This window comes from Streptomyces sp. NPDC021093 (genome assembly GCF_044333135.1).
Classification (GTDB): Bacteria; Actinomycetota; Actinomycetes; order Streptomycetales; family Streptomycetaceae; genus Streptomyces.
On record NZ_JBIRQJ010000001.1, the window covers coordinates 737,895 to 761,158 of the forward strand.

General features: G+C 71.2%; 20 protein-coding genes. 10 read left to right on the forward strand and 10 right to left on the reverse strand.

Annotated elements, in window-relative coordinates:
- Positions 1-372 precede the first annotated feature (372 nt).
- The 7 genes from ACH4SP_RS03450 (at position 373) to ACH4SP_RS03480 (ending at position 8,682) form a co-directional block, all read left to right on the forward strand.
- Complete coding sequence (locus tag ACH4SP_RS03450; protein WP_398409517.1) at positions 373-1,107, forward strand: response regulator transcription factor; 735 nt, start codon at positions 373-375, stop codon at positions 1,105-1,107.
- Positions 1,108-1,142: 35 nt separating this feature from the next.
- The gene (locus ACH4SP_RS03455) at positions 1,143-2,651 is read left to right on the forward strand and encodes a sensor histidine kinase (RefSeq protein ID WP_398408728.1); all 1,509 of its coding nucleotides are present in this window, start codon (positions 1,143-1,145) and stop codon (positions 2,649-2,651) included.
- 177 nt (positions 2,652-2,828) lie between these two features.
- Positions 2,829-3,611: a hypothetical protein gene (locus ACH4SP_RS03460; RefSeq protein ID WP_398408730.1), complete on the forward strand. Its 783-nt coding sequence runs from the start codon at positions 2,829-2,831 to the stop codon at positions 3,609-3,611.
- 100 nt (positions 3,612-3,711) lie between these two features.
- A complete protein-coding gene (locus tag ACH4SP_RS03465) occupies positions 3,712-4,680 on the forward strand; it encodes a formylglycine-generating enzyme family protein (RefSeq protein ID WP_398408732.1) in 969 nt (322 codons plus the stop codon).
- Between the two features lie 60 nt (positions 4,681-4,740).
- On the forward strand, positions 4,741-5,310 hold the full coding sequence (locus tag ACH4SP_RS03470; RefSeq protein ID WP_398409519.1) for a PadR family transcriptional regulator: 570 nt from the start codon (positions 4,741-4,743) through the stop codon (positions 5,308-5,310).
- Positions 5,311-5,683: 373 nt separating this feature from the next.
- Complete coding sequence (locus ACH4SP_RS03475) at positions 5,684-7,327, forward strand: sulfatase (protein ID WP_398408734.1); 1,644 nt, start codon at positions 5,684-5,686, stop codon at positions 7,325-7,327.
- The gene (locus ACH4SP_RS03480; protein ID WP_398408736.1) at positions 7,324-8,682 is read left to right on the forward strand and encodes an MFS transporter; all 1,359 of its coding nucleotides are present in this window, start codon (positions 7,324-7,326) and stop codon (positions 8,680-8,682) included. The genes ACH4SP_RS03475 and ACH4SP_RS03480 overlap by 4 nt, the downstream gene beginning before the upstream one ends.
- Positions 8,683-9,045: 363 nt before the next feature.
- Here ACH4SP_RS03480 and ACH4SP_RS03485 read toward each other — a convergent pair whose 3' ends face one another.
- From ACH4SP_RS03485 to ACH4SP_RS03505, 5 genes are all read right to left on the reverse strand, one after another.
- Complete coding sequence (locus tag ACH4SP_RS03485) at positions 9,046-10,587, reverse strand: amidase (protein ID WP_398408738.1); 1,542 nt, start codon at positions 10,585-10,587, stop codon at positions 9,046-9,048.
- Positions 10,588-10,609: 22 nt separating this feature from the next.
- Positions 10,610-10,987, reverse strand: a complete 378-nt coding sequence (locus tag ACH4SP_RS03490) for a hypothetical protein (protein WP_398408740.1) — start codon at positions 10,985-10,987, stop codon at positions 10,610-10,612.
- A 130-nt stretch (positions 10,988-11,117) separates the two neighbouring features.
- On the reverse strand, positions 11,118-11,399 hold the full coding sequence (locus ACH4SP_RS03495; protein WP_398408742.1) for a hypothetical protein: 282 nt from the start codon (positions 11,397-11,399) through the stop codon (positions 11,118-11,120).
- The gene (locus ACH4SP_RS03500) at positions 11,396-12,655 is read right to left on the reverse strand and encodes an aminotransferase class III-fold pyridoxal phosphate-dependent enzyme (RefSeq protein WP_398408744.1); all 1,260 of its coding nucleotides are present in this window, start codon (positions 12,653-12,655) and stop codon (positions 11,396-11,398) included. Before ACH4SP_RS03500 ends, ACH4SP_RS03495 begins: the two co-directional genes overlap by 4 nt.
- A 73-nt stretch (positions 12,656-12,728) precedes the next feature.
- Positions 12,729-14,144 (reverse strand): pyridoxal phosphate-dependent decarboxylase family protein, encoded by a 1,416-nt coding sequence (locus tag ACH4SP_RS03505; RefSeq protein WP_398408745.1) that lies wholly within the window; start codon positions 14,142-14,144, stop codon positions 12,729-12,731.
- 148 nt (positions 14,145-14,292) lie between these two features.
- On the opposite strand from ACH4SP_RS03505, the gene ACH4SP_RS03510 reads away from it, so the two are divergent.
- Complete coding sequence (locus tag ACH4SP_RS03510; RefSeq protein WP_398408747.1) at positions 14,293-15,171, forward strand: LysR family transcriptional regulator; 879 nt, start codon at positions 14,293-14,295, stop codon at positions 15,169-15,171.
- Here ACH4SP_RS03510 and ACH4SP_RS03515 read toward each other — a convergent pair.
- The 4 genes from ACH4SP_RS03515 to ACH4SP_RS03530 all read right to left on the reverse strand — a co-directional run bounded on the left by ACH4SP_RS03515 (position 15,116) and on the right by ACH4SP_RS03530 (position 19,332).
- Entirely contained in the window at positions 15,116-16,033 is a 918-nt protein-coding gene (locus ACH4SP_RS03515) for a LysR family transcriptional regulator (protein WP_398408749.1), read from the reverse strand. The genes ACH4SP_RS03510 and ACH4SP_RS03515 overlap by 56 nt on opposite strands.
- A 123-nt stretch (positions 16,034-16,156) precedes the next feature.
- A complete protein-coding gene (locus ACH4SP_RS03520) occupies positions 16,157-17,083 on the reverse strand; it encodes an NADP-dependent oxidoreductase (protein ID WP_398408751.1) in 927 nt (308 codons plus the stop codon).
- Positions 17,084-17,195: 112 nt separating this feature from the next.
- Complete coding sequence (locus ACH4SP_RS03525; protein WP_398408753.1) at positions 17,196-18,320, reverse strand: FAD-dependent oxidoreductase; 1,125 nt, start codon at positions 18,318-18,320, stop codon at positions 17,196-17,198.
- A gap of 97 nt (positions 18,321-18,417) precedes the next feature.
- A complete protein-coding gene (locus ACH4SP_RS03530; RefSeq protein WP_398409521.1) occupies positions 18,418-19,332 on the reverse strand; it encodes an NADP-dependent oxidoreductase in 915 nt (304 codons plus the stop codon).
- A gap of 80 nt (positions 19,333-19,412) precedes the next feature.
- On the opposite strand from ACH4SP_RS03530, the gene ACH4SP_RS03535 reads away from it, so the two are divergent.
- Positions 19,413-19,982: a TetR/AcrR family transcriptional regulator gene (locus tag ACH4SP_RS03535; RefSeq protein ID WP_398408755.1), complete on the forward strand. Its 570-nt coding sequence runs from the start codon at positions 19,413-19,415 to the stop codon at positions 19,980-19,982.
- Between the two features lie 289 nt (positions 19,983-20,271).
- Here ACH4SP_RS03535 and ACH4SP_RS03540 read toward each other — a convergent pair whose 3' ends face one another.
- Positions 20,272-21,747: an alpha/beta hydrolase gene (locus ACH4SP_RS03540; protein ID WP_398409523.1), complete on the reverse strand. Its 1,476-nt coding sequence runs from the start codon at positions 21,745-21,747 to the stop codon at positions 20,272-20,274.
- 322 nt (positions 21,748-22,069) lie between these two features.
- Here ACH4SP_RS03540 and ACH4SP_RS03545 point away from each other — a divergent pair, with 322 nt between their 5' ends.
- Complete coding sequence (locus ACH4SP_RS03545) at positions 22,070-23,251, forward strand: sensor histidine kinase (RefSeq protein WP_398408757.1); 1,182 nt, start codon at positions 22,070-22,072, stop codon at positions 23,249-23,251.
- Positions 23,252-23,264: the final 13 nt, after the last annotated feature.

Here is a 23,264-nt window from a genome sequence, read left to right on the forward strand (position 1 = left end):
TGCGAGAACGCGGGCGGTCCGGCGACAGACGTCCGACACCTCGGTGCGCCGGATGCGGGATGCGCCGGACGCGCTGGACGTGTCGGACGCGTCGGCCGCGAGGGGAAGCTGCTGCGAAAGAGTCTGGTCCCGGTGGGGAGCGCTTTCTCATCTCGGGCCGTCGCGTTCTGTGTGTTCTCTGGGAATGCGCGGTCGCAGGTGACGGAAGAGAACGGCGTCATCCGGTGCGAATTGTCATAAAGGTGGCTGTGGATTCCCAGGAAACCTCAAGGAACTCCCCGGAAGCGCTGTGGGGTTGGGAGAGTGTGGCTGCCGCAGCCGAGAACTCATGACCGCGCCGCAAGGCGACCACCGCTGCTGAGGATGCCGATGATGCCGAAGTTGACCACTCCCTTTCCGGCGGTCGGCGGGAGTCTGCTCGTCGTGGACGACGAGCAGACCGTCCGTGAGCTGCTGCCGACCGCCCTGCGCTATGCCGGTTTCACCGTGGACACCGCCGCCAACGGCGGGCAAGCCCTGGACAGAGCGGCCCAGAACCCTCCTGACCTGGTGCTGCTCGACGTCATGCTGCCCGACATGGACGGCTTCGAAGTCATCCGGCGCCTGCGGGAGCAGCCCAATCCGGCAGCCACCCACCGCCTCGGCCCCATTCCCGTCATCTTCCTCACCGCCCGCGAAGCCACCCACGACAAGGTCAACGGACTCCTCCTGGGCGGGGACGACTACGTCACCAAGCCATTCGACCTGGAGGAGCTGATCGCCCGCATTCAGGCCATCCTGCGGAGGACCAAGGGAAGTCCCCGCGCGATCCTTAACGTCGGCGATCTCGAACTGGACCCGGAGGGGCACCAGGTCACCAGGGCGGGAGTCCCGATCCGGCTCTCTCCCACCGAGTTTCGGCTCCTGCGTTTCCTGCTCTCGAACCCGGGGAGCACGGTGACCAAGTCGCAGATCCTTGAGCACGTCTGGCATTACGACTTCGGCGGCGATCCCAGCATCGTGGACAGCTACATCAGCTATCTGCGGCGCAAGATCGACAACGGAGGTCCCAGACTCATCCACACGGTGCACGGGGTCGGCTACGTCGTGCGCGGACCGCACTCGTGATCCGACGTGCGGCGGCTTCCCGGATCCGGCGGGCCGTGAGCCGGTGTTCCCTGCGTGCCCGACTGCTGTTCCTCGCGGCGACGCTGCTGGCCGTCGGCCTGCTGACCAACGGGTTCTTCTTGATCAACGCGTTGGACGGGCACCTGATGAAGCAGGCCGATTCCCGGCTCAAGGTCACTACGCAGATCTGCGCCCGGCTGTCCGCCACCACCCTGGAATCCGGACTGGGACAGCAGATTCCCGCACAGTGGAGCCGGTTCAGCAACCCTGTGGTCCTGTACGTGAACGACCACGGAGCACTCCTGAAGCGGCTGTCCCCAGGGCAGTCACCGCCCGGCGGCGGTCCCGACCTGCCCCTCCTCGACGCCGACGCCGTCACGGCGAGGCAGGGCGAACCCTTCACCGTCGACTCCCGGGAAGGTCCGGGGCATTGGCGAGTCATGGCGGTGCCTCAGCAGCCGCCCGGCGGTCCCTCGGGTGCCGCCACGGGCACGCCCGGCAACGTGGTCGTGGCGGCCTCCCTCAGCCAGGTGGACGACACAGTGACCGAGATCCGGACCGGCTCCGCCGTGGTCGGCAGCGTCCTGCTCTGCCTCCTCACGTCGGCCGGTTGGCTCGCCGTCCGCTCCGGCCTTCGCCCCCTGACCCGTATCGAGGAGACCGCGGCGACCATCGCCCACGGCGACCTGTCCCGTCGTGTGCCCGCGCTGGCCGGGCCGCGCACAGAGACGGGACGGCTCACGGCCTCGCTCAACGGGATGCTCGTCCAGATCGAGACCGCCTTCCAGGCCAGGGAGGAGGCCGAGGCGCGCATGCGCCGCTTCGTGGCCGACGCCGGCCACGAAATGCGCACCCCCTTGGTGGGAATCAAGGGCTACACGGACCTCTACCGCATGGGCGCGCTGCCGACCCGGCAGAGCGTCGACGAGACCATGGAACGCATCGCCCGGGAGTCCGAACGCCTGGGCCGGCTCGTCCAGGACATGCTGCTGCTCGCGAAGCTCGACGAGGGCAACGGCCTCGCACGGCCCGCACCGGCGACCGCGACGCCGTACCCGCTGGACCTCGCGCCCATGGACCTGCGCACCCTCGCCGTCGACGCCCTGCACGACATCCGGGCCATGGCCCCGGACCGGTCCGTGAGCCTGACCGGCCCCGACGGGGGACAGCTCACCTCGGCTCCGGCCCTCGCGGACGAGGCACGGCTGCGTCAAGTGGTCAGCAACCTGGTCGGCAACGCGCTGGACCACACACCGCCCGACACCGGCATCCGCGTCGGTGTCGGCTCCCTCGACGATCACGCCGTACTGGAGATCGAGGACACCGGGCCGGGCCTGACGGCGGAGGAACAGGAGCGGGTGTTCGAACGCTTCTACCGGGCCGACACCTCACGCAGCAGAGACACGGGCGGCGGCTCAGGCCTCGGACTCGCCATCGTCCACGCACTGGTCACCGCCCACGGCGGCCGGATCGAGCTGCGCTCGGTACCGGGTGAAGGGTGCCTCTTCAGAGTCCTGCTGCCCCTGCCGCGCACCGAGACCTGACCACCCCGGTGGCGTACGGGACCGGAGTCCTGACCGACGCGCTCCCGGTGATCACCGCCGCACCGCCTTTCCGTGCTGTCCGAGTTCACCAGGAGTTCCCCTCCACGCTGTGCGCCTCGCGCACCGTGGGGGCCTCATTCACAGATCACCCATCCACCCATCCATCAGGGGACACTCGTGCACCGTCGCAGTTTCACCGCAGCTCTGACCGCCTCCCTCGCCGTTCCCGCACTGGCCGCCGCCGCGCCCGCGGCGGCCGACGAGAAGTCCGGCCGCACGGCGCCGGGCCTCGCAGCCCACATGCGTACCGCCCTGACCCGCGAGCTCGATGACCGGACCACCGCCCGGGCCCTCACCCCGGACCTGATGGACGTCGGTTTCGACTGGCACCCGGAGACCGCGCCGCTGCACCGCGTGGACTTCGTCATCGCCTACGGATTCGGCAACCGCCCGGCTGTCGGCGGCGGCGACCCCGCCAAGACCCTGCCCGAACCCGGCCCGGTCAACGAGGCGCTCGCCGACACCGTCGCCAGGATCCGCGCCGACCGCGACATTCCCGTCTACGCCCAGTGGGAGATCGCCCGCTTCCTCGACAGCAAGCACCACATGGACGGCGTCACCTCCATCGAGCCGGTGATCGCGGAGGACGGCACGATCACCTATCTCAGCACCGACGGAGTCGCCGCCCAGGTCGCCGACGCCCGCAAGGACTTGCCCGGCGGCGTCGGCACCGCCTGTGTCGTCGGTTTCCGCGACCACCACAAGCGCTGCGTCCAGACCACTCGCGCCCTCGGCATGGCCGCCTTCGCCCCGCGCGGCTTTGCCATGCCGCACACCTATGACCGCGACTCGGGGCAGCCCTGGACCCGCAACCGCGAGCTCTACCTCGTGCACGACATGGCGGCCCAATGGCAGTTCCTGCGCGCCAAGATGATCGCTGAGGCCTACCCCAACGGCTGACCCGGGTCCCCGCCTCCTCAGCTATGTACGGTGGAATATAGGCAGCCGGTGCAGAACGTGGAGCGAGCCGGTCACCGTCCACCCGAGGAGGACGATCGTCATGAGCGACCCCGAGGCACCTTCCCGCTGCTGCATGCCCGCCGGGGGCGGCACTCCCGCCGCCGTACGGCCCCTGCCGGCGACGCCCGCGCCGGTGCCGTACGCCGGTTCCCCGGAGGGCATGGTGCTGCTGCCAGGCGGCGAGTTCCTGATGGGCTCCGACGACGCCGAGGGGTTCCCGCACGACGGTGAAGGGCCGGTGCGAGCCGTGCGGCTGGACCCCTTCCACATCGACGCCCGCGCGGTGACCAACGACCAGTTCGCGGCGTTCGTCGCCGAAACCGGCCACCGCACGGATGCCGAAAGCCACAGCTGGTCCTATGTGTTCGCCGGCTTCCTGCCGGCCGCTCTCCGACGCGGTGCGCCCCGCCCCGAACGCACGCCGTGGTGGTGCGGAGTGAGTGGCGCCAGGTGGGACAGGCCCGAAGGGCCCGGCAGTACGGTCGACGGGCGCGGCAACCACCCGGTGGTGCACGTGTCCTGGCGCGATGCCCGGGCGTACGCGCACTGGGCGGGCAAGCGGCTGCCCAGCGAGGCGGAGTGGGAGTACGCCGCACGCGGCGGGTCGGCGCGGCAGCGCTACCCCTGGGGCGATGAGCTGGACCCCGGGGGCGAGTACCGGTGCAACATCTGGCGCGGCACGTTCCCCACGAAGAACACCGCAGCCGACGGCCACCGCGCCACCGCCCCGGTCGACGCCTTCCCGCCCAACGGCCACGGCCTCTTCAACATGTCAGGCAACGTCTGGGAGTGGTGCGCCGACTGGTGGACCACCCGGCACGGCAGCGGTCCGCTGAGCAACCCCAAGGGCCCGGCAGCCGGTACGGAGAAGGTCATGCGCGGCGGGTCCCACCTGTGCCACAGGTCCTACTGCAACCGCTACCGCGTGGCGGCCCGCACCGCCAACGGCGTCGACAGTTCCAGCGGCCACGCGGGATTTCGCTGCGCTGCTTCCGTGTCGGGGTCTTGACACCGCCCGGCTCGTCAGGGAAACCTGCTCCATACCTACTCAGGAACATAGGTGGCCTCGATGCAGCTGGACTTCGTGATCCTCGGGGCACTGGCCCTGCGACGCTTCTCCGGCTACGACCTGCGCCGCTGGATGGAAGGTCCCGGCCGCTACCTCGGCTACGGCGTGCAACTGCCGCAGATCTACCGGCGGCTCGGCAGACTGGTGGAACGCGGCTGGATCGAGTTCGAGGTCGACCCGCGTGAGGGACGGCCCGATGCCAAGGTCTACTCCCTGACCGAGCAGGGCCGTGCGGCTCTTCTCGAATGGGCCCGCAGCCCTTTCGAACCGGCCCCGCGCCCGATGGACCCCGACTTCAAGGTCCGTCTCCTCTTCGCCGGACAGCTCGACCCCGAGATCGCGCTCGACCTGGTGCGCACCGAGCTGGCGTACCGGCTCAAGCACGACGCCACCGCCCCGTCCGAGTTCTCACTGCCCGACACCTACGAACCGCAGATCCCCGAACTGGACCCGGAATGGGCCCGTGAGGTCCACACCATGGCCCACGAGCAGGGTTACGCGTCCACCGCCGCGTACATCGCCTGGCTCCAGCTGACGCAGGCGCGCCTTCAGGCGCGATGTAACCGCTGAGCTATGCGCTGCGGGCAAGAGCCCGCCGTGCGCGGACAAGAACCCGCGGTGCGGGGGCAAGAGCCCGCCGTGCGCGGACAAGAGCCCGCAGTGCGGAGGTAAAGCCCGCCGTGCGGAGCCCAAGACTCGCCGTACGGGGCCAAAAGCCCGCCGTGCGGAGCCAAAAGCCCGCCGTGCGGGGGCAAGAGCCCGCGCACCCCAGCCTCTCTCCGTTCGCCCCACCCGTTCGCCCCACCCGTCGCGCGCCCGTCGTGCGTCCTTCGCGCGCCTCGGCATGCCCTGCCGCCCGGCCGGGCGCCGTGCTGCCCGCAGTGGTACGACGACGCCCGCGCATGCCCCGGTGACCCTCGGCCATCCGCCCCTGGAGCTCCCCATGCGCATCATCTACGTCGACGTGGACACCCTCCGCGCCGACCACACCACCCCGTACGGCTACCACCGCCCCACGACTCCCCACTTGCAGAAGCTGGCCGAGAAGTCGGTCACCTTCGACCGCTACTACTGCTCCGACTCGCCCTGCCTGCCCTCGCGCACGGCTCTGACCAGTGGGCAGTTCGGCATCACCAACGGCGTCATCGGGCACTTCGGCCCGGCCGCGCAGTTCCGGCTCGACGCGGGCCACGGGCCCGAACCCGACCGCCCGCTGCTCGGCCAGCGACTCGGCCTGGGCGGCTACTACACGGCCGCCGTCTCCGTGTTCGCCGAGCGCCACCGCGCGTACTTCTTCCACGGCAACTTCCGCGAGTCGGTCCGGGCCACGAGCCGGCTCGGCGACGAGCCCGCTCCCGACGTCAACCGGGCGGCCACCGACTGGCTGCGCCGCCACGCCGCCGACGACAACTGGTATCTGCACCTCACCTATTGGGACCCGCACACCAACTACACGCATCCCGCCGAATGGACCGAGCGGATGGCCGCCTCCGGCCCCGTACAGGAGTGGCCCGACGAGGAGACCATCGCCTCGCACGCCGAGATCTACGGCCCGCGCAGCGCCCTGGACCTGCACTACTCGCTGCGCGGCCCGGCCGGGTCACCCGTCCCGCACCACATGCCCGACGCGATCCGCTCGCGCGCGGACTTCGAGCACCTGATCAACGGCTACGACGGAGCCGTCTCCTACTGGGACCACCACTTCGGCCAACTCATGGCCACGCTAGAGGAGTTGGGCATTGCCGAGGACACCGCGGTGATCGTCAGCGCCGACCACGGAGAGTCCTTCGGCGAGCAGGGTTCCTACGCCGAGCACGGACTGGCCAACGAGCCGACGCACCGCCTGCCCCTGGTCGTGCACTGGCCGGGCCTGACCGACGACCTGCCCGCCGCGGCCCGCCGCAACGACTCTCTGCTCTACCACATCGACCTCGCGCCGACGCTGTGCGACCTGCTCGGCATGGACGTGCCGCGTGGCTGGCAGGGCGAGTCCTTCGCGGCGGCCCTGCGCGGCGAACCGACCGGCTCGCGGGAGTACCTGGTCCTGGGGCACGGCGCCCACACCTACCAACGGGCCGTGCGCACGCGCGACCACCTCTACATCCGCACGTATCACCCCGGTTGCTTCCGCGCCGAGTGGGAGCAGCTCTTCCACGTCACCGACGACCCCCACCTCACCCGGGACCTCCTGGACGCCGACCCGGAGCTGACCGCGCGGATGCGCTCCCACCTGGCCGAGTGGTGGCACGAGTACGCCGGGCGCCCCGGCGCGCTGCCCGACCCGATGCAGAACACCCTGCAGACCGGGCCCACCTACTACAACGACCCCGGCCGCTACGCCCAGCATCTGCGCGACACCGGGCGTGCCCATCTGGCCGCGGACCTCGAAGAACGCCTCGCGGTCCTGAACGTACCGGTGTCCTGGCACGCCCCCGACCGCCCGCGCACCACCGAGCTGCTGCAGCGGTGGGCCCAGCTCCTGCAGACCCGTGACCAGGAATCCGTCCAGGACACGGCCGACGTCCCGGACACGGCTGACGCCCAGGACACGGCCGACGTCCCGGACGCGACGGTGCGCCCGCTGTGACGCCGACCGAAGCGCAACCGCCGTCACCCCCGACGGCCGTTCCGGGCCGGACGCCCGGGACGCCGCGGCGGTGGCGTCAACTGGCCCTGCTGAGCGGCCTGATGAGCGTGGACGGCAGCGAGTCGAACGCGGCGTCCGTGATGTTCCCCGCGCTGCGGACCGCGCTGGGCCTGCCGCTGGGCGCGCTGGGCGTGCTCATCGCGGTGTCCAAGCTCGTGGGCGCGGCCCTGGCACCGTTGTGGGTGCTGGCGGCACATCGCTTCCCGCGCAAGGTGGTCCTGGCCGTCAGCTGCGGTTTCTGGGGGGTCTGGACGGTCGGGACCGGTTTCGCCCAGTCCTTCGGGCAGCTCCTGGTGCTGTTCACCGTCGCCGCCGTCGGGGTCGCCGGCGGCGTGCCGTTGGTGAACGGCATCCTCGCCGACCTGTTCGACGACAGGACGCGTGGCAGGGCGGTCGGTCTGCTGTACGGCCTGGCCGCCCTGGGCACGGGACTGACCGGGCCGCTCCTGGGCCGACTGGCGTCGCTGGAGGACGGCTGGCGCTACGGCTTCTTCCTCCTCGGCTCCGTCCAGATGGTCTTCGGCGTCCTCGTCCTGGTGTTCCTGCGAGATCCCGGCATCGGTGCGTCCGAGCCCCAACCGGCCTCCCGGGAAGGTGCGGAGAAGCCCCGCAGGGCCGACGTCCGGCCGTTGAACCGGGCCCGCGCCCGCGAGCTGATGCGCAACCGCACCCTGATGCTGGTCTGTCTGCAACGCGCCACCACGGGCCAGCTCGTCCTGCTCGGTTTCGGCGTGACGTTCCTCGTCGACGCGCGCGGCTTCAGCAACGCCGAGGCCTCCGTCGTCACCCTGCCCTTCGCGGCCGGCTATCTCCTCGGCACCCTCCTCGGCGGCTTGGCCGCCGACGCCGTGCACCGCGCGAGCCCACGAGCGGGCCGCATCATGATGATGCAGACCGTGACCTTCGTCTACGCGGTGTTCGCCTACGTCTGCACCCAGTTCGTGTGGTCCTCCCTGGCGATGTACATCGCGCTGTTCACGCTCCTCGCCGCCATCCAGGGATGCAGCCCCGGCGTCACCCGGCCCACCGTCATGGCGGTGGTCCAGCCCGAACTGCGCAGCGCCGCCTTCGCCCTGATGACCGCGGCGGAAGCGGTCGGCTGGGCCCTCACGACGCTGCTGTTCGGCTTCCTCGGCGACTCCCTGGGTCTTGAGGCCGCGTTCCTGTGGCTGTCCGTCGTCCTGGTCCTTGCCAACGGAATCCTCGTCACCCCGCTCTACCGCACCTTCCCCCGGGACACCGCGGCCCTGCATGCCGGGCTGAACGGCCGGCCCCCCGTACCGAAAGAGAGCTGAGACGATGAGATCCCCCGACTACGGACCGCTGGTGGAGACCGCCCTCGCCCGTCGCGAACTCACCGCCGTCCAGGCGGACCTGCCCACGCGTCGACCGCGGGTGCACCTCACTGGGTCGCCACTTCGATGCGCTCTGCCACACCTGGAGGAACGGCCGGGCCACCGGCCCGCCGTCCACGGCCAACGTGCCGGTTCCGCCCCGGCCGACAGGAACAGGGACCAGCCGCCGAAGCGCCCGCCCCGGGAGAGCACGACGCCGTCCGCACCGCTCTCCGGGACGACGATCGACGCCCGGATCGCATGGGACGTAAGGCGGTGTGGAAGCGGCTGTACTTGAGGCCGCCGGCGGCGGGGTGCGTCGTGTCAGATCTCCCCGGTGGGCCGATCGCCGGGGCCCGACCGCTGCTTCACCGGCGGCGGCAGCACGTGGGAGCCCCAGGGCACGGCGAGGTCCCACTGGTGTGCGATCTGCAGCAGGTCGAGGTCGGCGCGGCTCCGTGCGAGCACCTGCACACCCATGGGAAGCCCGTCCTCGCTGAAACCCGCCGGCAGGCTCACCGCGGGGACGCCGAGCAGGGTCGCGAGGGTGGTGACCTCCATCCACCGGTGGTACGACGACATGGGGGTTCCGTTCACCGCCTTCGGCCAGTCGGCCTCGACCTCGAACGGGAACACCTGGGCGGACGGCAGCACGAGGAAGTCGTAGGTGTCGAAGAGAGTCAGGAACGCGTGGTACATCGCGGTCCGTTTGACCGATGCGTCGAACACGTCCAGTGCGCCGATGGGCGGCCGGCCGTCGACGCCCTTGATCAGCCCCTCGACCTCGTAGACGGCCTCGGGCTTGAGCGCCGCCCGGGTCACCGGATTGCGGTAGAGGGGATGGAGCTGCGAGCCGGCCAGCCAGTGCCGGAAGGTCAGCCACAGCGGCCACAGGTCGCGGTTGCCGTCGAACCCGGGAGCTGTCGGAAGCCCGGGACGTGACTCCACCGTCATGCCGATCCGCTCGAACACGTCGAGCGCCGAGGTGCAGAGCCCGAGGACCCCCGGTTCCATGGGGAGGTAGCCCCCGAGGTCGCCCAGCCAGGCCACGCGTACGCCGGTGAAGTCACGGTCAGGACCGGACGACAGCGCGTCGCCCGGCTCCAGGGAGAGCGGGGCGCGCGGGTCGTAACCGGACATGGTCCCCAGGAGCAGGCCGAGATCGGTGGCGGTCCTGGCGATGGGCCCCGAGACCGCGCCCTGCTGGACGAAGACGTCCGAACCGGCCGTGGGCACCCTGCCGAAGGACGGCCGCAGGCCGAGGACGTTGTTCCAGGCCGTCGGGTTCCTCAGCGACCCCATGAAGTCGCTGCCGTCGGCGACCGGCAGCATGCGCAGCGCCACCGACACGGCAGCGCCCCCGCTGCTCCCGCCCGCCGACCTGCCCTGGTGGTAGGCGTTGCGGGTCGCGCCGAACACGTTGTTGTACGTGTGCGAACCGAGCCCGAACTCGGGCACGTTGGTCTTGCCGATGAAGATCGCTCCCGCGGCCCGGATGCGGGCGACGTGCAGCGAGTCGCTCTGTGCCGGGGGCAGTTCGAACTCGTCGCGGAAGAAGCCCAGGGTCGTCCTGAACCCGGCTGCGTCGGTGGTGTCCTTGACGGCATGCGGAAAGCCGTGCATCCACCCCAGGTCGCGTCCTTCCGCCAGCAGCCGGTCCTTCTCCGCGGCCTCCCTGAGGAGTTCCTCCCGTGGGCGCATCGTGACGATGGCGTTGACCGTGGGGTTCAGCGCCTCGATGTGATCGAGGTAGGCGTTCATCACCTCCTCGCACGACACCCGCTTCTCGTGAATGGCCTCCGACAGTTCGGACGCTTGGAGCAGGACGATGTCGTTCGGCCGACGGGCCGGGTCGTTCGTGGTCACCGTGGTGCCTTCCTTTGCCGTGTCATTTCTGGGATCGAGGCGCCGAGCCGGTGCCGGAGGCCGGTGGGTCGCGGTATGCGCGCAGGCCGCCGGGCACCGCGAACGACGCGGCCACCAGCGCCAGTTCGCGCCACTGGAACCGAGTCGTGACGAACGCGACGAACAACAGCTCGGTGGAGAGCGGCCGTTGGAGCAGGATCAGGGGGAGGAGTGCCGAGACCACGCTCGCCTCGGTGTTGTCCGTCGCGGAGGCGGCAGCCAGGAGTGTCCTGTTGCGGCGACGGTACGGGGGAGCCCGGGTGCGGGGCGCAGGCGCCGGGACGTTGGCCGGGGGAACGGATGTGGCGCGAGCGGACGCGGGGAGTTCGGATTCGGGAGGGGTGCCGTTGGACGTGTCCACGGTGGCGGCTCCTTGGGCCGATGCATCCTCGGATGAATGCTGCGGGGCGCGGGCGGCCCGGCGAAGGGGGGATCGCTCCGGTCGGTGTCACCGGCGCGGGCGGCCCCGGCTCGGAGCCCCCCCCGCGCCCCTAGGTGACCGAACGGCGTGCGCTGCCGCCCCTGAGGCAGATCGTCCCGCTCAACTGCTGTGCTTCGGCGAGTGCCTTGGTCACCTCCACCAGGGTGACCGCGTCGAGCACCGAGTGGAACCGGCCCTCCTCGGTGAAGTTGACGCTCGCCGTGAGCAACTCGGCGTGGGGCAGGGTGATGACGGGCGGCACGGCGGTGGGTGCGGTCCAGGGTGCGGTCCCGGGAGTCTCCGTCGGTGGGTGGTGGTCCGCGGGCGTGGCAGGTGTCGGCGCCGCCGTCATCCCAGGGCCTGTCGGACGAGCGCGATGACGGTGTCGGCTTCCTCGTCGCCGAGGGTGAGGACCGGTCGGAACGGCACGACCTGATCGCTGCCGGAAGGAAGGACGAGCACGCCGGCTTCGAGCAGTTGCACGGCGGTGGCCAGGGGCGTCTCCGTGCGCAGCCCCATGTTCGTGCCGATCTGTGAGAAGGCGAAGGGTGCGCCGGCGAAGCCGTCGGCGAAGCGGCGCGCGAGCCGGTCCACCCGGTCGAGGAAACCCGCGTCCATGGTCAGGTCCAGGACCGCGGAAGCGACGAGGCAGCCGATGTCCGTTCCGGCGTACGTCGATTCGTGCGGAACCAGTTGGTCCCGGGTGTAGGAGTCCCAGACCGGCTCGGCCATCACCGCGGCCGATATCGGGTACACCCCGCCGCCGAGCCCCTTCCCTGTGGTGAGCACGTCCGGCACCAGGTCGTGCTGCTGGTACTGCCAGACGACCCCGCCGCCGCACGAGCCGAGCCCTGTCTGCGTCTCGTCGACGATCATGACCGTGCCCTGCTCGTCGCAGATCCGGCGGACTCCCTCCAGATAGCCGGGCAGGGGCACCGGGTAGCCGGCCTGGGCCGGCGTCGGCTCGATGACCACGGCGGCCGTCTCGCGGCTCACCGCCCGCCGCATCGCGTCGAGGTCGTTGAACGGCACCCTCGTCACGTGCGTGCTGCCGACGAGGTAGCGCTCGCGACGGTGGGCGCTGATCCCGCTCAGGCTCAGGCAGAGGTCGGTGCCGCCGTGGTAGGAGTTCTCCGCGATCGAGACCAGTCCGGTACGGCGGGTGTGGGCGCGGGCGGCGTGCACGGCGATCTCGATCGCGTCGGCCCCGCCGACGCCGAACGTCACACCGGGCAACGCGTGGTGCGTGCTTGCGGCCAGCTTCTCCGCCAACCGCGCCCGGTACCCCGAGGCCAGGGCCCAGGTGCCGGAGTCGACGTGGTCGATGGCGTCGCGGTACGCCGCGACCACGGCCGGATGGCGATGCCCCAGGTTGAACTTCGACCCCTGCCGCCAGCAGTCCCAGTACCACTCTCCGCTGTAGGCGTCCCGGACCCGTGCGCCCTCGCGCTCACCGAGGTGGATGTTCATCTGCGGGGGCAGCAGCGCGACATGGGACGCGCTGACGTGGCGTGCGTAGACCGCGTCGCTCTCGGCCGCCGTGCCGTACGGCGGATGAGACTCCCCGTCCTTCGTGGTGGACTGCGGCACGGTTACCTCTTCTGACATGGGTCCCTCTCCTGACATGGGTCCCTCTTCTTCCGTTCCGGAAATCTGTGGTGGCATCAGCGCGGGGGAGCCGTCAGCACGGCGCCGTCAGTGCCTCGTGATGGTCGAGCATCGCCATGGCCCGCAGGGGCAGCGGCAGACAGTCGACGATGTGGTGCAACGACGCGGTCTCCCGGCCGGGCGCGACACTCGCCCCGACGACGGCGCGCAGGCGCTCCGGTGCGATGTCGTACGGCAGCGAACGGAGTTCCTCGATCCGCCCGGCCGGCAGCAACGGCTCGCGCGAGGCCGCGGCGGCCGCCGCGGCACGGAGCACGGCGAGCAGGTCGTCCAGGTACTTGCCGTGCCCGGCGGTCATCGTGAAGTGGATGCTCGGTGGCACGCCCGGCTGGGAGAGCTGGGGCTGCATCTCCCACCCCCGCCTGCCCAACTCGTCGACGAAGGCGAAGAATTCACCGTCCCGGGTCGTCGTCACCGCGAGGAGCGTCGACTCGGGTTCCCCGAGCACGGTCAGCCCGTCGATCCGCGAGACCTCGTCCGCGAGGACCCGGGTGAGCCCGAGCGACTCCTCCGTGAGCCGCAGGTAGCCGTCCTCGCCGAGATGGCGCACGACCGCCCACGCCGCGGCGAGGAGGCCGCCCGGCTTGGAGCTCTGGACCGTGGAGTTGGCGATCGGGTAGCCGGTCCAGCCCGCGTGCGCGAAGTACTGCGGGCGTCGCAGACCGCGGTCGCGGTAGAGGACCAGCGAGCACCCCTTCGTGGTGTATCCGTACTTCTGCAGATCGACGGTGATCGAGCTGACGCCGTCGACCCGGAAGTCCCACGGGGGCACCGGCAGCCCGAGCAACTCCTTGAAGGGCAGGACCCACCCGCCGATGCACGCGTCGACGTGCAGCCGCACGCTCCGTTCCCGGCAGATCCCGGCGACCTCGACGATCGGGTCGACGACTCCGTGGGCGTACTGCGGGGCCGACAGGACGACGAGCACGGTGGAGTCGTCCACGGCAGCGCGGATCGCGTCCACGTCCGCACGGAACGAGCGCGGATCCAGCGGTGTGACGTCGGCGCTCACCCCGAGGTAGTGCGCCGCCTTCCACCAGGCCGCGTGCGCCGAGACCGGCAGGACCACGCGCGGTTCGGCCACGTCGGGCCGCGCGTCACGGGCGGCCTTCAGCGCCAGGAGGCAGCTCTCGCTGCCGCCGCTCGTCCAGTTCCCGGTGGCGCAGGGGCCACCGTGCAACAGGTCGGTGGCGACGCCCACGAGCTCGCGCTCCATCGCGTAGACGCTGGGGAAGGCCGTCGAGTAGAGCGGGTTGACATGGAGGTACATGCCGAACGCGTCGGTGGCGAGCCGTTCGACCGTAGCCATCCCGGTGTCGTACGTGTTGACCATTCCCGGGCGGTCCGCGTGCGGTGCGTCCGTGCGGTGCCGGCGGCCGAGTTCCGCCAGCACGTCGGCCACGGGAACGCCGTTTTCCAGAATCGCCATCGGAGTCCTTCTGTCGACGTCAGGGCGGGCGGTCCGTCCTGCCGTCCATTCAACGCAGCCCCGATCACCGCGATCCAATAGAGAAATCGGAGCTCTCGACAACCAGGACCTATGGCCGCAGGCCAGGCGGCCGGGCAGGGTGGGCAGAATGCAGATTCACCAGGTCGAGCACTTCGTCGCCGCCGCGGACCACGGCAGCGTCCGCAACGCCGCCGCGGCCCTCGGCCTCACGCAGCAGGCGCTGTCGCGCTCCATCGCCGCACTGGAGAGAGAACTGGGCCTCAAGCTGTTCGAACGACTCGGTCACGGCCTGGCCCTGTCGTCCGCGGGCCGCGTCTTCCTCGGATCCGCGCGGCGGATCGTCCGCGACGCGCGCATCGAAACGGCCCCGGACGGCGGGCTGTTGGAGATCGCGACGTGGAGCACCCTCGCCAGCCACCCGACCGCGACTCTCGTCGGGCGCCTGCACCGCGAGATTCCCACGGTGCGCACCCGGATCGAGCAGGCCGCTGACGAAGAATCGGTGTGCCGACTGGTACGAGAGGGACACTGCGACGTCGGAACGGTCCTCCTGCCCTCGCTCTGGCTGCACGACCTCACGGCGATACCGCTCGGGCACCTCAAGGAGTGGCTCATCCTCCCGCCCGGCACCCGGATCGATCCGGGCCCGGTGTCGTGGAGCACGGTGGCCGAGCACCACCTCGTCGTCCCGACCGTCGGAACACCCATCTCGTTCGTCGGGCAGGAACTCGCGGGCGCGGGGGTCCAACCCAAGCTGGGCGTGCGGACCGCGCACCGCGAGGCGCAGGTGTCGCTGGTGCTCGCCGGGGCGGGGGCCGCGCTGGTGACGGAGCGCTACGCCGAGCTGGCCCGGGCACGCGGGGCGGTGATCCGTGAGCTCGACCTGCGGCTCGCCCGGCAGATCGGCATCGTCCACCGCCGTGACAGCCGATCGCCGCTCGTCGAACGGTTCACCGAGCTCGCCCGGTCCACCGAACTCGCCGTGGCGCCTCTCCCGCCGCGGTGACGGCGAGCAGGGCCTCCAGGGCGGGGGAGCCGGGACCCGCGCGGTGCACGAGGAACAGCCGCCGTTCGATCGGCGGAACCGTCTCACGTACCGCAAGGCCCTGTTCAGCTGCCGCGGCCGCCATGCCCGGCGGCAGGACCGCCGCTCCCACACCGTCGATGACCAGCGGCCAGATCATCTCCCGCGGCCCGCATTCGCAGACCACCACCGGGCAGAACCCGCACCGTGCGAACGCCGCGTCTACCCGGAGCCGGTCGGGGGTCCCGGGCGGCGTGAGGATCATCGGCACCGAGGCGAGATCCCCGAGCGGGACGGGGGCGGAGTCGGAGCCAGGGAGGCGGATCCCCGGAGCGGCGACCAGGAACAGCCGCTGCGTACCGAGCGAACGGCACACCAGGTCCGTGGTTCCCGGCGGATCCGTGGACAGCTCGGCGTCGCAGCGTCCGCTCTGGAGTCCGCGGAACGGCGCGCCCGCGGCGGCGGAGTCGACGATCTCGACGACGACTCCCGGATGCGCCTGCCGGAACCGCCCGACCACGGCGGCCAGCGGGTCGTCCACCAGGTCGGCCGGCGCCGCGATCGAGAGGGTCCCCGTCCGCAGGCTCCGGACTTCGTCCATGACCCGGCCCGCGTCCGCGACGCTCTCGACGAGCCGCTCGGCCGCCGGGACGAGATCCCGCCCGGCGTCCGAGAGCACCAGCCCCCGCCCCGCCCGCACGAAGAGGGCCGTCCCGAGATCCCTCTCAAGAGAACGGATCGACAACGACAGGGACGGCTGGGAGAGATAGAGCGCCGATGCCGCACGGGTGATGCCTCCGTGCCGCACGACGGCGAGGAAGTGCTCGGCCCGGCGGACGTCCATGGGCCTCCTCGGCCGGTACGACGTGCCGTCCGGTATGACGTGCACGTCGGACGGCCAACGATCGGCGGGCCGCCCCGGTTCCCTGCCCGCCCCGGTTCCCTGCCCGCTCCGGACCACGGCGGTTCAGGGCACGGTGATGACGATCTTGCCGCGCGCGTGGCCGGTGGCGCTTTCGTCATGAGCCGTGGCGGCCTCCTTCAGCGCGAACACGGCGTGCAGCGGGACCGTGAGCCGGCCCTGGTCGGCGAGGTCGGCCGCCAGCGGCAGTCCTGCCCAGCCCGGCGACACTCCCGCTTCGGAGCGGGAGAACCGCACGCCGTGCCGGTCGGCGTCGAAGTCCGCGATGGTCACCACGCGGTGCGGGTCGCCGACGAGGGCCACCAGTTCGGCGAGAGAGCCCTTGCCCGCCGCGTCCAGCACCACGTCGACGCCGTGCGGAGCCAGGGGGGCGAGGCGGTCGGCGAGACCCGCCCCGTAGGTGACCGGTACGACGCCGAGCTGTTCGAGGAAGCCGTGGTTGCCCTCGCTCGCGGTGCCGATCACGGTGAGGCCGCGGGCCCGGGCGAGTTGCGCGGTGAGCGTGCCGACGCCTCCGGCCGCACCCTCGATCAGCAGGGTCATGCCCTCGGCGGCTCCCAGCGCCTCCAGTACGCGCGTGGCGGTGTCGATGTTGCCCGCGGCGCCGCCCGCCTCCTCGAAGGACCAGGCCCGGGGCTTGGGCGCCCAAGCCTCCAGTACGGCGTACTGGGCCGCGGCGCCGCCCTGATCCAGGAAGGGTACGAGGCCGAAGACCGCGTCTCCCACGGCGGTGCCGGTCACTCCCTCTCCCACCTCGTCGACCGTTCCGGCGGCATCCATGCCGGGGATGTGGGGGAAGTCCAGGGTGGTGATGGACCGCAGCATCCCGGAACGCAGGTAGCAGTCGGCGGGGGTGACACCGGTGGCGCGCACCGCGATGCGGACCTGACCGGGCCCGGCGTGCGGCTCTTCGGCCTCCTCCAGGGAGAGGACTTCGGAGCCGCCGTAGCGGTGGTATCGAACAGCGAACATGGACAACCTCCTGTGCAGGGCGAGTAGTTGGGTGTGGCGAGGCAGGGGAACTCGCGGCCGCTCACTGCTGCGGCACGGTCGGATTCCCGCTCGTTTCACTTCTGAGGAACCGTCAGACTCCCGCTCGTTCCCGGTCGGTGAAGAAGGTGATCATTTCCTGGGGGGTGGGGTCGTGGGCGACTTCGGCGGCGGCCGCGGCACTGCGGGGGAAGAGCCCTCGCTCGTACTCGGTGAGGGCGGTCTCGATGTCGTCGGGGTGCGCGGCGACGGCCTTCCCGAGTTCGGCGCCGTCGAGCATGGCCAGGCCCGCGCCTTCGCCGTTGGGGGTCGAGAGGTGGGCGGCGTCGCCGAGCAGGGTCACTCCCGGCACCCGTTCCCAGCGGTGTCCGACCGGCAGGGCGTGGAGGGGGCGCAGGACCGGTGGGGTCCCGTCGGCGGTGATCAGGGCGGTGAGTTCGGGTGCCCAGCCGTCGTACTCCTCCGCGATGCGCGCGGTGGCCGCGGCGGCATCGGTGAAATCGATGGTGGTGAACCAGTCCTGCGGCTTGGCCAGGGTGATGTAGGAGTGCAGGACCCCGCCCTTCTCCCGGTGGGCCACGAACCACTTTCCGTTCCCGTCCGGGTCGAGGGCGACGAGCGTCCCGTCGCCGACCGCTTTCGCGGTGGCCGGGTGCCGGGTGTCGGCGTCGTACAGGCAGGTCTCGACGAAGGACCTGCCGACGTATGCGGGGGTGGCGTCGGAGAGCAGCGGCCGGACGCGTGACCACACGCCGTCCGCGCCGACCAGCAGGCTCGTGGTGACGGTGCTGCCGTCGGTGAAGGTCACTTCGTGGCGGCCCTCGGGGAGGGGGCGGACACCGGTGGCCTTGTGGTTCCACCGGACGGTGCCGGCGGGGAGTGCGTCGAGCAGGATCTGCCGCAGCTCGCCGCGCTGTACCTCGGGGCTGGGGCCCGTGCCGTCGTCGGCCTTGTCGAACAGGACGGTCCCGTCCCGGTCGAGGAGTCGTATCGCTTGCCGGCCCGGCAGGACGATGCTGCGGAACTTGTCCATCAAGTCGGCTGCCTGGAGGGCGAGTTGGCCGTTGTCCTCGTGGATGTCGAGCATCCCGCCCTGCGCACGCGCCGCCAGGGAGGACTCCGCCTCGTAGACCGTGACCGGGATGCCGTGGAGGAGCAGGACGCGGGCCAGGACGAGGCCGCCGAGGCCCGCGCCGATGATGGTGACAGGAGTGTGCATGGGGCTCCTCGTGTGTCGTGCGTCCGCCGGGTGGGCCCGGCGGGACCGCTGGAAGGTCAAGGAACTTCCGGCCCTGTGCGACCGCACAGGAATCGGCTCAGACGATCAGGACGCGGCGCCCGCGCGTGTGACCGGCACGGCTGTCGATGTGCGCGGCGGCGGCGTCGGCGAGCGGGTACGACTTCTCGACCGGGATGTGGAGCCTTCCCCGCGCGATGAGGCCGACGGCCTCGGCGAGGGCCTGCGGTACGTCCCCGGTCACGCCGGAGTACCGGGCGCCGAGGTCCGGCGCGGTGAGATCGGCGATGGAGATCACCTTGTTCGGGTCCCCGGTCAGCTCGATGAGCGCGCGGATCACGCCCGAGCCGGCCAGATCGAGCGCCGCGTCGACCTGGCCGAGCGCCGCGTCGATCTGACCGAGCTGCCGCACCCGCTCGGCCCAGCCCTCGCCGTACGTCGTGGCGGTGGCGCCCAGGCTGCGCAGATAGTCCTGGTTCGCGGCCCCGGCCGTGCCGATCACCGCGATGCCCCGGTCGCGGGCGATCTGCAGCACCGCCGATCCGACGCCCCCGGACGCACCGCTGACCAGCAGCGTCTGCCCGGACCGCACACCGACCTGGCGGACGATCCGCAGCGCGGTCTCCACCACGGAGGGGTACCCGGCCGCCTCCTCGAAGGTCAGGCCCTCGGGAATCCGGGCCCAGGCCGCCAGTACGGCGAACTCGGCATAGGTGCTCGCACCCCGCCCGAACACGCGGTCGCCGACCTCGACCCCTTCGACGCCCTCGCCGACCTCGTCCACCACCCCGGCGGCGTCCTGTCCGATCCCGGCGGGCAACTCGATCGGACGGACCTTCTGGAACTGGCCCTCACGGATCCTCCAGTCGACGGGGTTCACGCCTGCCGCCCGTACGGCGACGCGTATCCGTCCGGGGCCCGCGTGGGGCGCCTCGGCGTCGGTGAGTCGCAGAACGTCAGGACCGCCGAACTCGGCGAAGCTCACTCTCTTCATGTGCGTCATGCGACCGACCGTAACACTAACGGTTAGCGTTTCGGAACGGATATTCCTTTGGATTTGGTAGTGTCAACGGCATGACCGTGCCGACCGGACGCCGTGAACGCAAGAAGGCCGCGACCCGCCAGAAGATCGCCGACACCGCCCTGCGGCTCTTCCTGGAACGCGGGTACGACGCGGTGGGCATCCGCGACGTGGCCACCGAGGCCGACGTGGCCGTCACCACGCTCTTCTCCCACTTCGCGTCGAAAGAGGCCCTGGTCTTCGAGCAGGACGAGGGCTTCGAACAACGCCTCGTGCAGGCGGTCACCGACCGGGCGCCGGACGAGCCGCTCATCCCCGCGCTGCGCCGCGAGATCCAGGCCCTGGTACGGCACTGCACAGCGGACGGCACCGCTCCGATCTACCGCATGATCGACGAGTCACGCGCCCTGCGGGAGTACGGGGAGTCGATGCAGCTGCGCCACTCGGAGTCGCTGGCCACGGCCCTCGTGGCCGATCCCGACCTGACGCAGAGCGCGACGGCCCGCCGGACGATGGCGAGGTTCGTGATCGACGCCTACTCGCTGGCGCGCGAGGCAGCCGAACCGGAGGCTGCGGTGGACGAGGTCTTCCGGATGATCGAGGCGGCCTGGGAGGCCGCCTGACCTGCTGCCTGACCTTCTGCGAGCGGTCGCCGGGGCCGCGGTTGGCCGGGGCGGGTGAAACGCGTAGCCTGCCTCGGCGATGCCGCGCACATCGCCCCGGCCGGCGCGGCGCCCTTCGGCGGAGCAGGGGTCCGGGACGAGCTGGTACTCGGCCCCCTCGGCGGTGACGTAGTGGCAGCGCTTGAGACCGAAGGCGCTCACTCTCACTTCGACGGCGTAGACCGACCGCCGACCGCCGACTGCCGACCGCCGTGCGTCAGCCGCAGTGCGAACAGCGCGCGGACAGGCCCTAACTGCCCGGCTGCGCCGCGCAGGCGAGGTCCTTCGCCGGGCGCCTTCCGGTGGTCAGGAACGCTGTCACCGTGTTCTTCGCGCAGGTGTTGCCGCTGAACGGATAGACACCGTGCCCGCCCTGGTCGGCGATCACCGTCCTGGCCCGCTCGCCGAATGCCCGCCGCAGCTTCTCGGCACCGGCCAGCGGTGTTCCTGGGTCGCGTTCGTTCTGCACCATGAGCACGTTCGACGGGCCCCGGTCACCGATGCGCACCGGCGGCTCGACCCGCTTTTCCGGCCAGAACGCGCACGGCCCGATGGATCCCGTGGACCCGCCCACCATCGGGTACCTCGACCGGTCGATCGCGGCATTGCGCTGGTACTCCCGGACCTCCCCGGGCCAACGCGTGTCACCACAGAGCACGTACAAACGACTGGCCAGGAGGTTCTCCGAGATCGCCGGGGGCGGCGGCACCGGCCTGCCCCCGTCGAGGGCCTGCCAGGCTTCGGCCAGGGTGGGCATGAGGCCCTCGACGTAGAGCCGGTCGAAGGTCATCCCGCGGAACAACGTCCCGTCCATGCCGTCGACCGGTTCGGCGTCGAGGCGCTTCGCGAGTTCGAAGAACTTGGCGGTGACCTGCTCCGGCGTGGTGCCCAGACCGTACCGGGGGCGCGCGGCCGCGAACGCGGCGAAGTCCGGGAACCTGTCCTGCATTCCGCGACCGAGCAGGCGGAAGGCCGTGAGGTCGTAGCCGCCGGGACCCATGTTGCTGTCGAGCACGAACCGGTCGCTGCGCGCGGGGAACATCGTGGTGTACGCGGCGCCGAGGTAGCTGCCGTAGGAGTGGCCGAGGTAGGAGAGCTTCGGCTCGCCCAGCGCCGCCCGGAGACGGTCCATGTCGCGCGCCGTGTTCGCGGTGGTGGTGTACGGCAGCATCCACGCCGTCCGCGAGGTGGCGCACTGCTGGGCGACGGTCCGTGCGTACTTCGCCTCCCTGGTGACGTCGGCCGCGGTGTGCGCGTACGGCGGGAAGTTGCCGCGTTCCTGCTGCTGCGGCGTCAAGTCGCAGGTCACCGGTGTGCTGCGGCCGACGCCACGCGGGTCGAAGCCGATCACGTCGTAGGAGTCGAGGACGTCCTTCGGCAGCCCGGCGCCGGCGAGGAGGGCCGGGTAGCCGAGCCCGGAGGCACCGGGACCGCCCGGGTTGGTCAGCAGCACACCGCGGCGCTTCGCGGGGTCCTTGCTCACCAGCCGGGAGACCGCGATCCCGATCTGTCGGCCGTCCGGATCGCGGTGGTCCAGCGGAACGTCGAGCGTCGCACACTCAAGACGGGGCGAATCGGCCTCCTTCGGGCACGGGCCCCAACGGAGGGAGTCCGGCGCGGCCCTCACCGTGTTCGCCGCCACCGACGGTCCTGGAGGCGCGGTCGCCGCGACGGCGGTGGCCGTGGCGGCGAGAGCGAGGGCGAGGGACCGGGCCCTCCCGTGCATCCGGGCCTTCCCGTGCATCCGGGCTTTCCCGTGCATCCGGGCCTTCCTGTACATACGAATTCCTCCTCAGAGGCGCACGAGGGCGCCAACAGCGTGAGTGGGGTGGTCGGGTCCGCCGCTCGTTCCCGCGGACCACCCGGCTTCTTCTCGGTGCCGGCGGTCTCACCACGCGAACGACTCTGTCCCCTCGGCGCCCCCGTCACATCGGCCCGGCGGCCCGAACCGGCTTCGACCGCGGTCGGGGCGGTCATTCGACTCCGGTCGAGGGTGCATCCACCTCTGGTCTGACGCACCGGCCTTACGTTCTCGCGATAATCACCGGGTGAACACGGACGTCGCACCCCGCCTCGGAGGGCGCCGGCAGACCTGGCGTCTGACGGCGGCCGCGGCCGTGGGCGTACCGGTCTGGCTCAATACCGGTGTGCTGCTGCGGTGGCAGGGCCACGAGCCCGGCTCCTGGTTCCTCGTCGGCGATCCGCTGGTGGCTCTCGGCTGCCTGACGGCGCTCGTGTGGCGGCGGCGGTTCCCGCTCGCCGTCGCCATGACGGTCGCGATCGCTTCGACCGCCTCAACATCCGCCACCGGCGCGGTACTTCTGGCGTTGGTCTCCATCTCCACCCGTCGCCGGCCCGTGGAGATCGGGGCCGTCGTACTGGCCTTCGTGACCGGGGCACAGTTCTCCGTCGGGCTCTACCCGATCCAGAGCCCGCCGGGCTCGTGGTGGCTCCAGCTCGTGCTGCCGGTGCTGGCCGCGGGCATCGCGGTGGCCGTGGGCGCGGCCATCGGTGCGCGGCGGGTCGAGGTCCGGTCCTTGCGGGCCCGGGCACGGAGCGCGGAACGCGAACAGGCCGCCCGCGCGGCGCAGGCACGCGCCCTGGAACGCAACAGGATCGCCCGCGAGATGCACGACGTGCTCGCGCACCGGATCTCCCTGGTCGCCATGCAGGCCGGAGTCCTCGACCACCGCGGCGACCTGGCGGCCGAGGAGAGCCGCGTGCTGATCCGCGGCATCGCCGACGGCTCCCACCAGGCGCTGGAAGAGCTACGGGACGTCCTCGGTGTGCTCCGGGCGGATCCGGGCCGCCCGGAACCGCCACAGCCCTCTCTCGACCGCATCCCCGAACTGGCCGCCGAGGCCCGCTCGTTGGGAGTGGACGTCGCGCTCACCTGCACCGTGACGGGAGAACCGTCCGACGCCCTGGGGCGCACCTGCTACCGGATCGTCCAAGAAGGGCTCACCAACGCAGCCAAACACGCCCCGGGCGCACACGTGCACCTCGCCCTCGAAGGAACAGCCGGCGACATGCTGCGGGTCAGCGTCCGCAATTCCCGGGGCACCGCAAGCATCGCACCACCACCCGCATCAGGATTCGGCCTGCTCGGCCTCTCCGAACGCGTCACCCTCGCGGGCGGACAGCTCGACCACCGCCCCACAACCGACAACGGGTACCTCCTCACCGCACAACTGCCCTGGCCCAACCGCCACAGCGAAAAGAGAGCATGAAGAAAAGAGAGCA

Bases quoted from the DNA above. Each gene is read 5' to 3' on its own strand.
- ACH4SP_RS03450 (WP_398409517.1), top strand. From the start codon at position 373: ATGCCGAAGTTGACCACTCCCTTTCCGGCGGTCGGCGGGAGTCTGCTC.
- ACH4SP_RS03465 (WP_398408732.1), top strand. From the start codon at position 3,712: ATGAGCGACCCCGAGGCACCTTCCCGCTGCTGCATGCCCGCCGGGGGC.
- ACH4SP_RS03470 (WP_398409519.1), top strand. From the start codon at position 4,741: ATGCAGCTGGACTTCGTGATCCTCGGGGCACTGGCCCTGCGACGCTTC.
- ACH4SP_RS03475 (WP_398408734.1), top strand. From the start codon at position 5,684: ATGCGCATCATCTACGTCGACGTGGACACCCTCCGCGCCGACCACACC.
- ACH4SP_RS03495 (WP_398408742.1), bottom strand. From the start codon at position 11,399: ATGACGGCGGCGCCGACACCTGCCACGCCCGCGGACCACCACCCACCG.
- ACH4SP_RS03500 (WP_398408744.1), bottom strand. From the start codon at position 12,655: ATGTCAGAAGAGGTAACCGTGCCGCAGTCCACCACGAAGGACGGGGAG.
- ACH4SP_RS03505 (WP_398408745.1), bottom strand. From the start codon at position 14,144: ATGGCGATTCTGGAAAACGGCGTTCCCGTGGCCGACGTGCTGGCGGAA.
- ACH4SP_RS03510 (WP_398408747.1), top strand. From the start codon at position 14,293: ATGCAGATTCACCAGGTCGAGCACTTCGTCGCCGCCGCGGACCACGGC.
- ACH4SP_RS03515 (WP_398408749.1), bottom strand. From the start codon at position 16,033: ATGGACGTCCGCCGGGCCGAGCACTTCCTCGCCGTCGTGCGGCACGGA.
- ACH4SP_RS03520 (WP_398408751.1), bottom strand. From the start codon at position 17,083: ATGTTCGCTGTTCGATACCACCGCTACGGCGGCTCCGAAGTCCTCTCC.
- ACH4SP_RS03525 (WP_398408753.1), bottom strand. From the start codon at position 18,320: ATGCACACTCCTGTCACCATCATCGGCGCGGGCCTCGGCGGCCTCGTC.
- ACH4SP_RS03530 (WP_398409521.1), bottom strand. From the start codon at position 19,332: ATGAAGAGAGTGAGCTTCGCCGAGTTCGGCGGTCCTGACGTTCTGCGA.
- ACH4SP_RS03535 (WP_398408755.1), top strand. From the start codon at position 19,413: ATGACCGTGCCGACCGGACGCCGTGAACGCAAGAAGGCCGCGACCCGC.
- ACH4SP_RS03540 (WP_398409523.1), bottom strand. From the start codon at position 21,747: ATGCACGGGAGGGCCCGGTCCCTCGCCCTCGCTCTCGCCGCCACGGCC.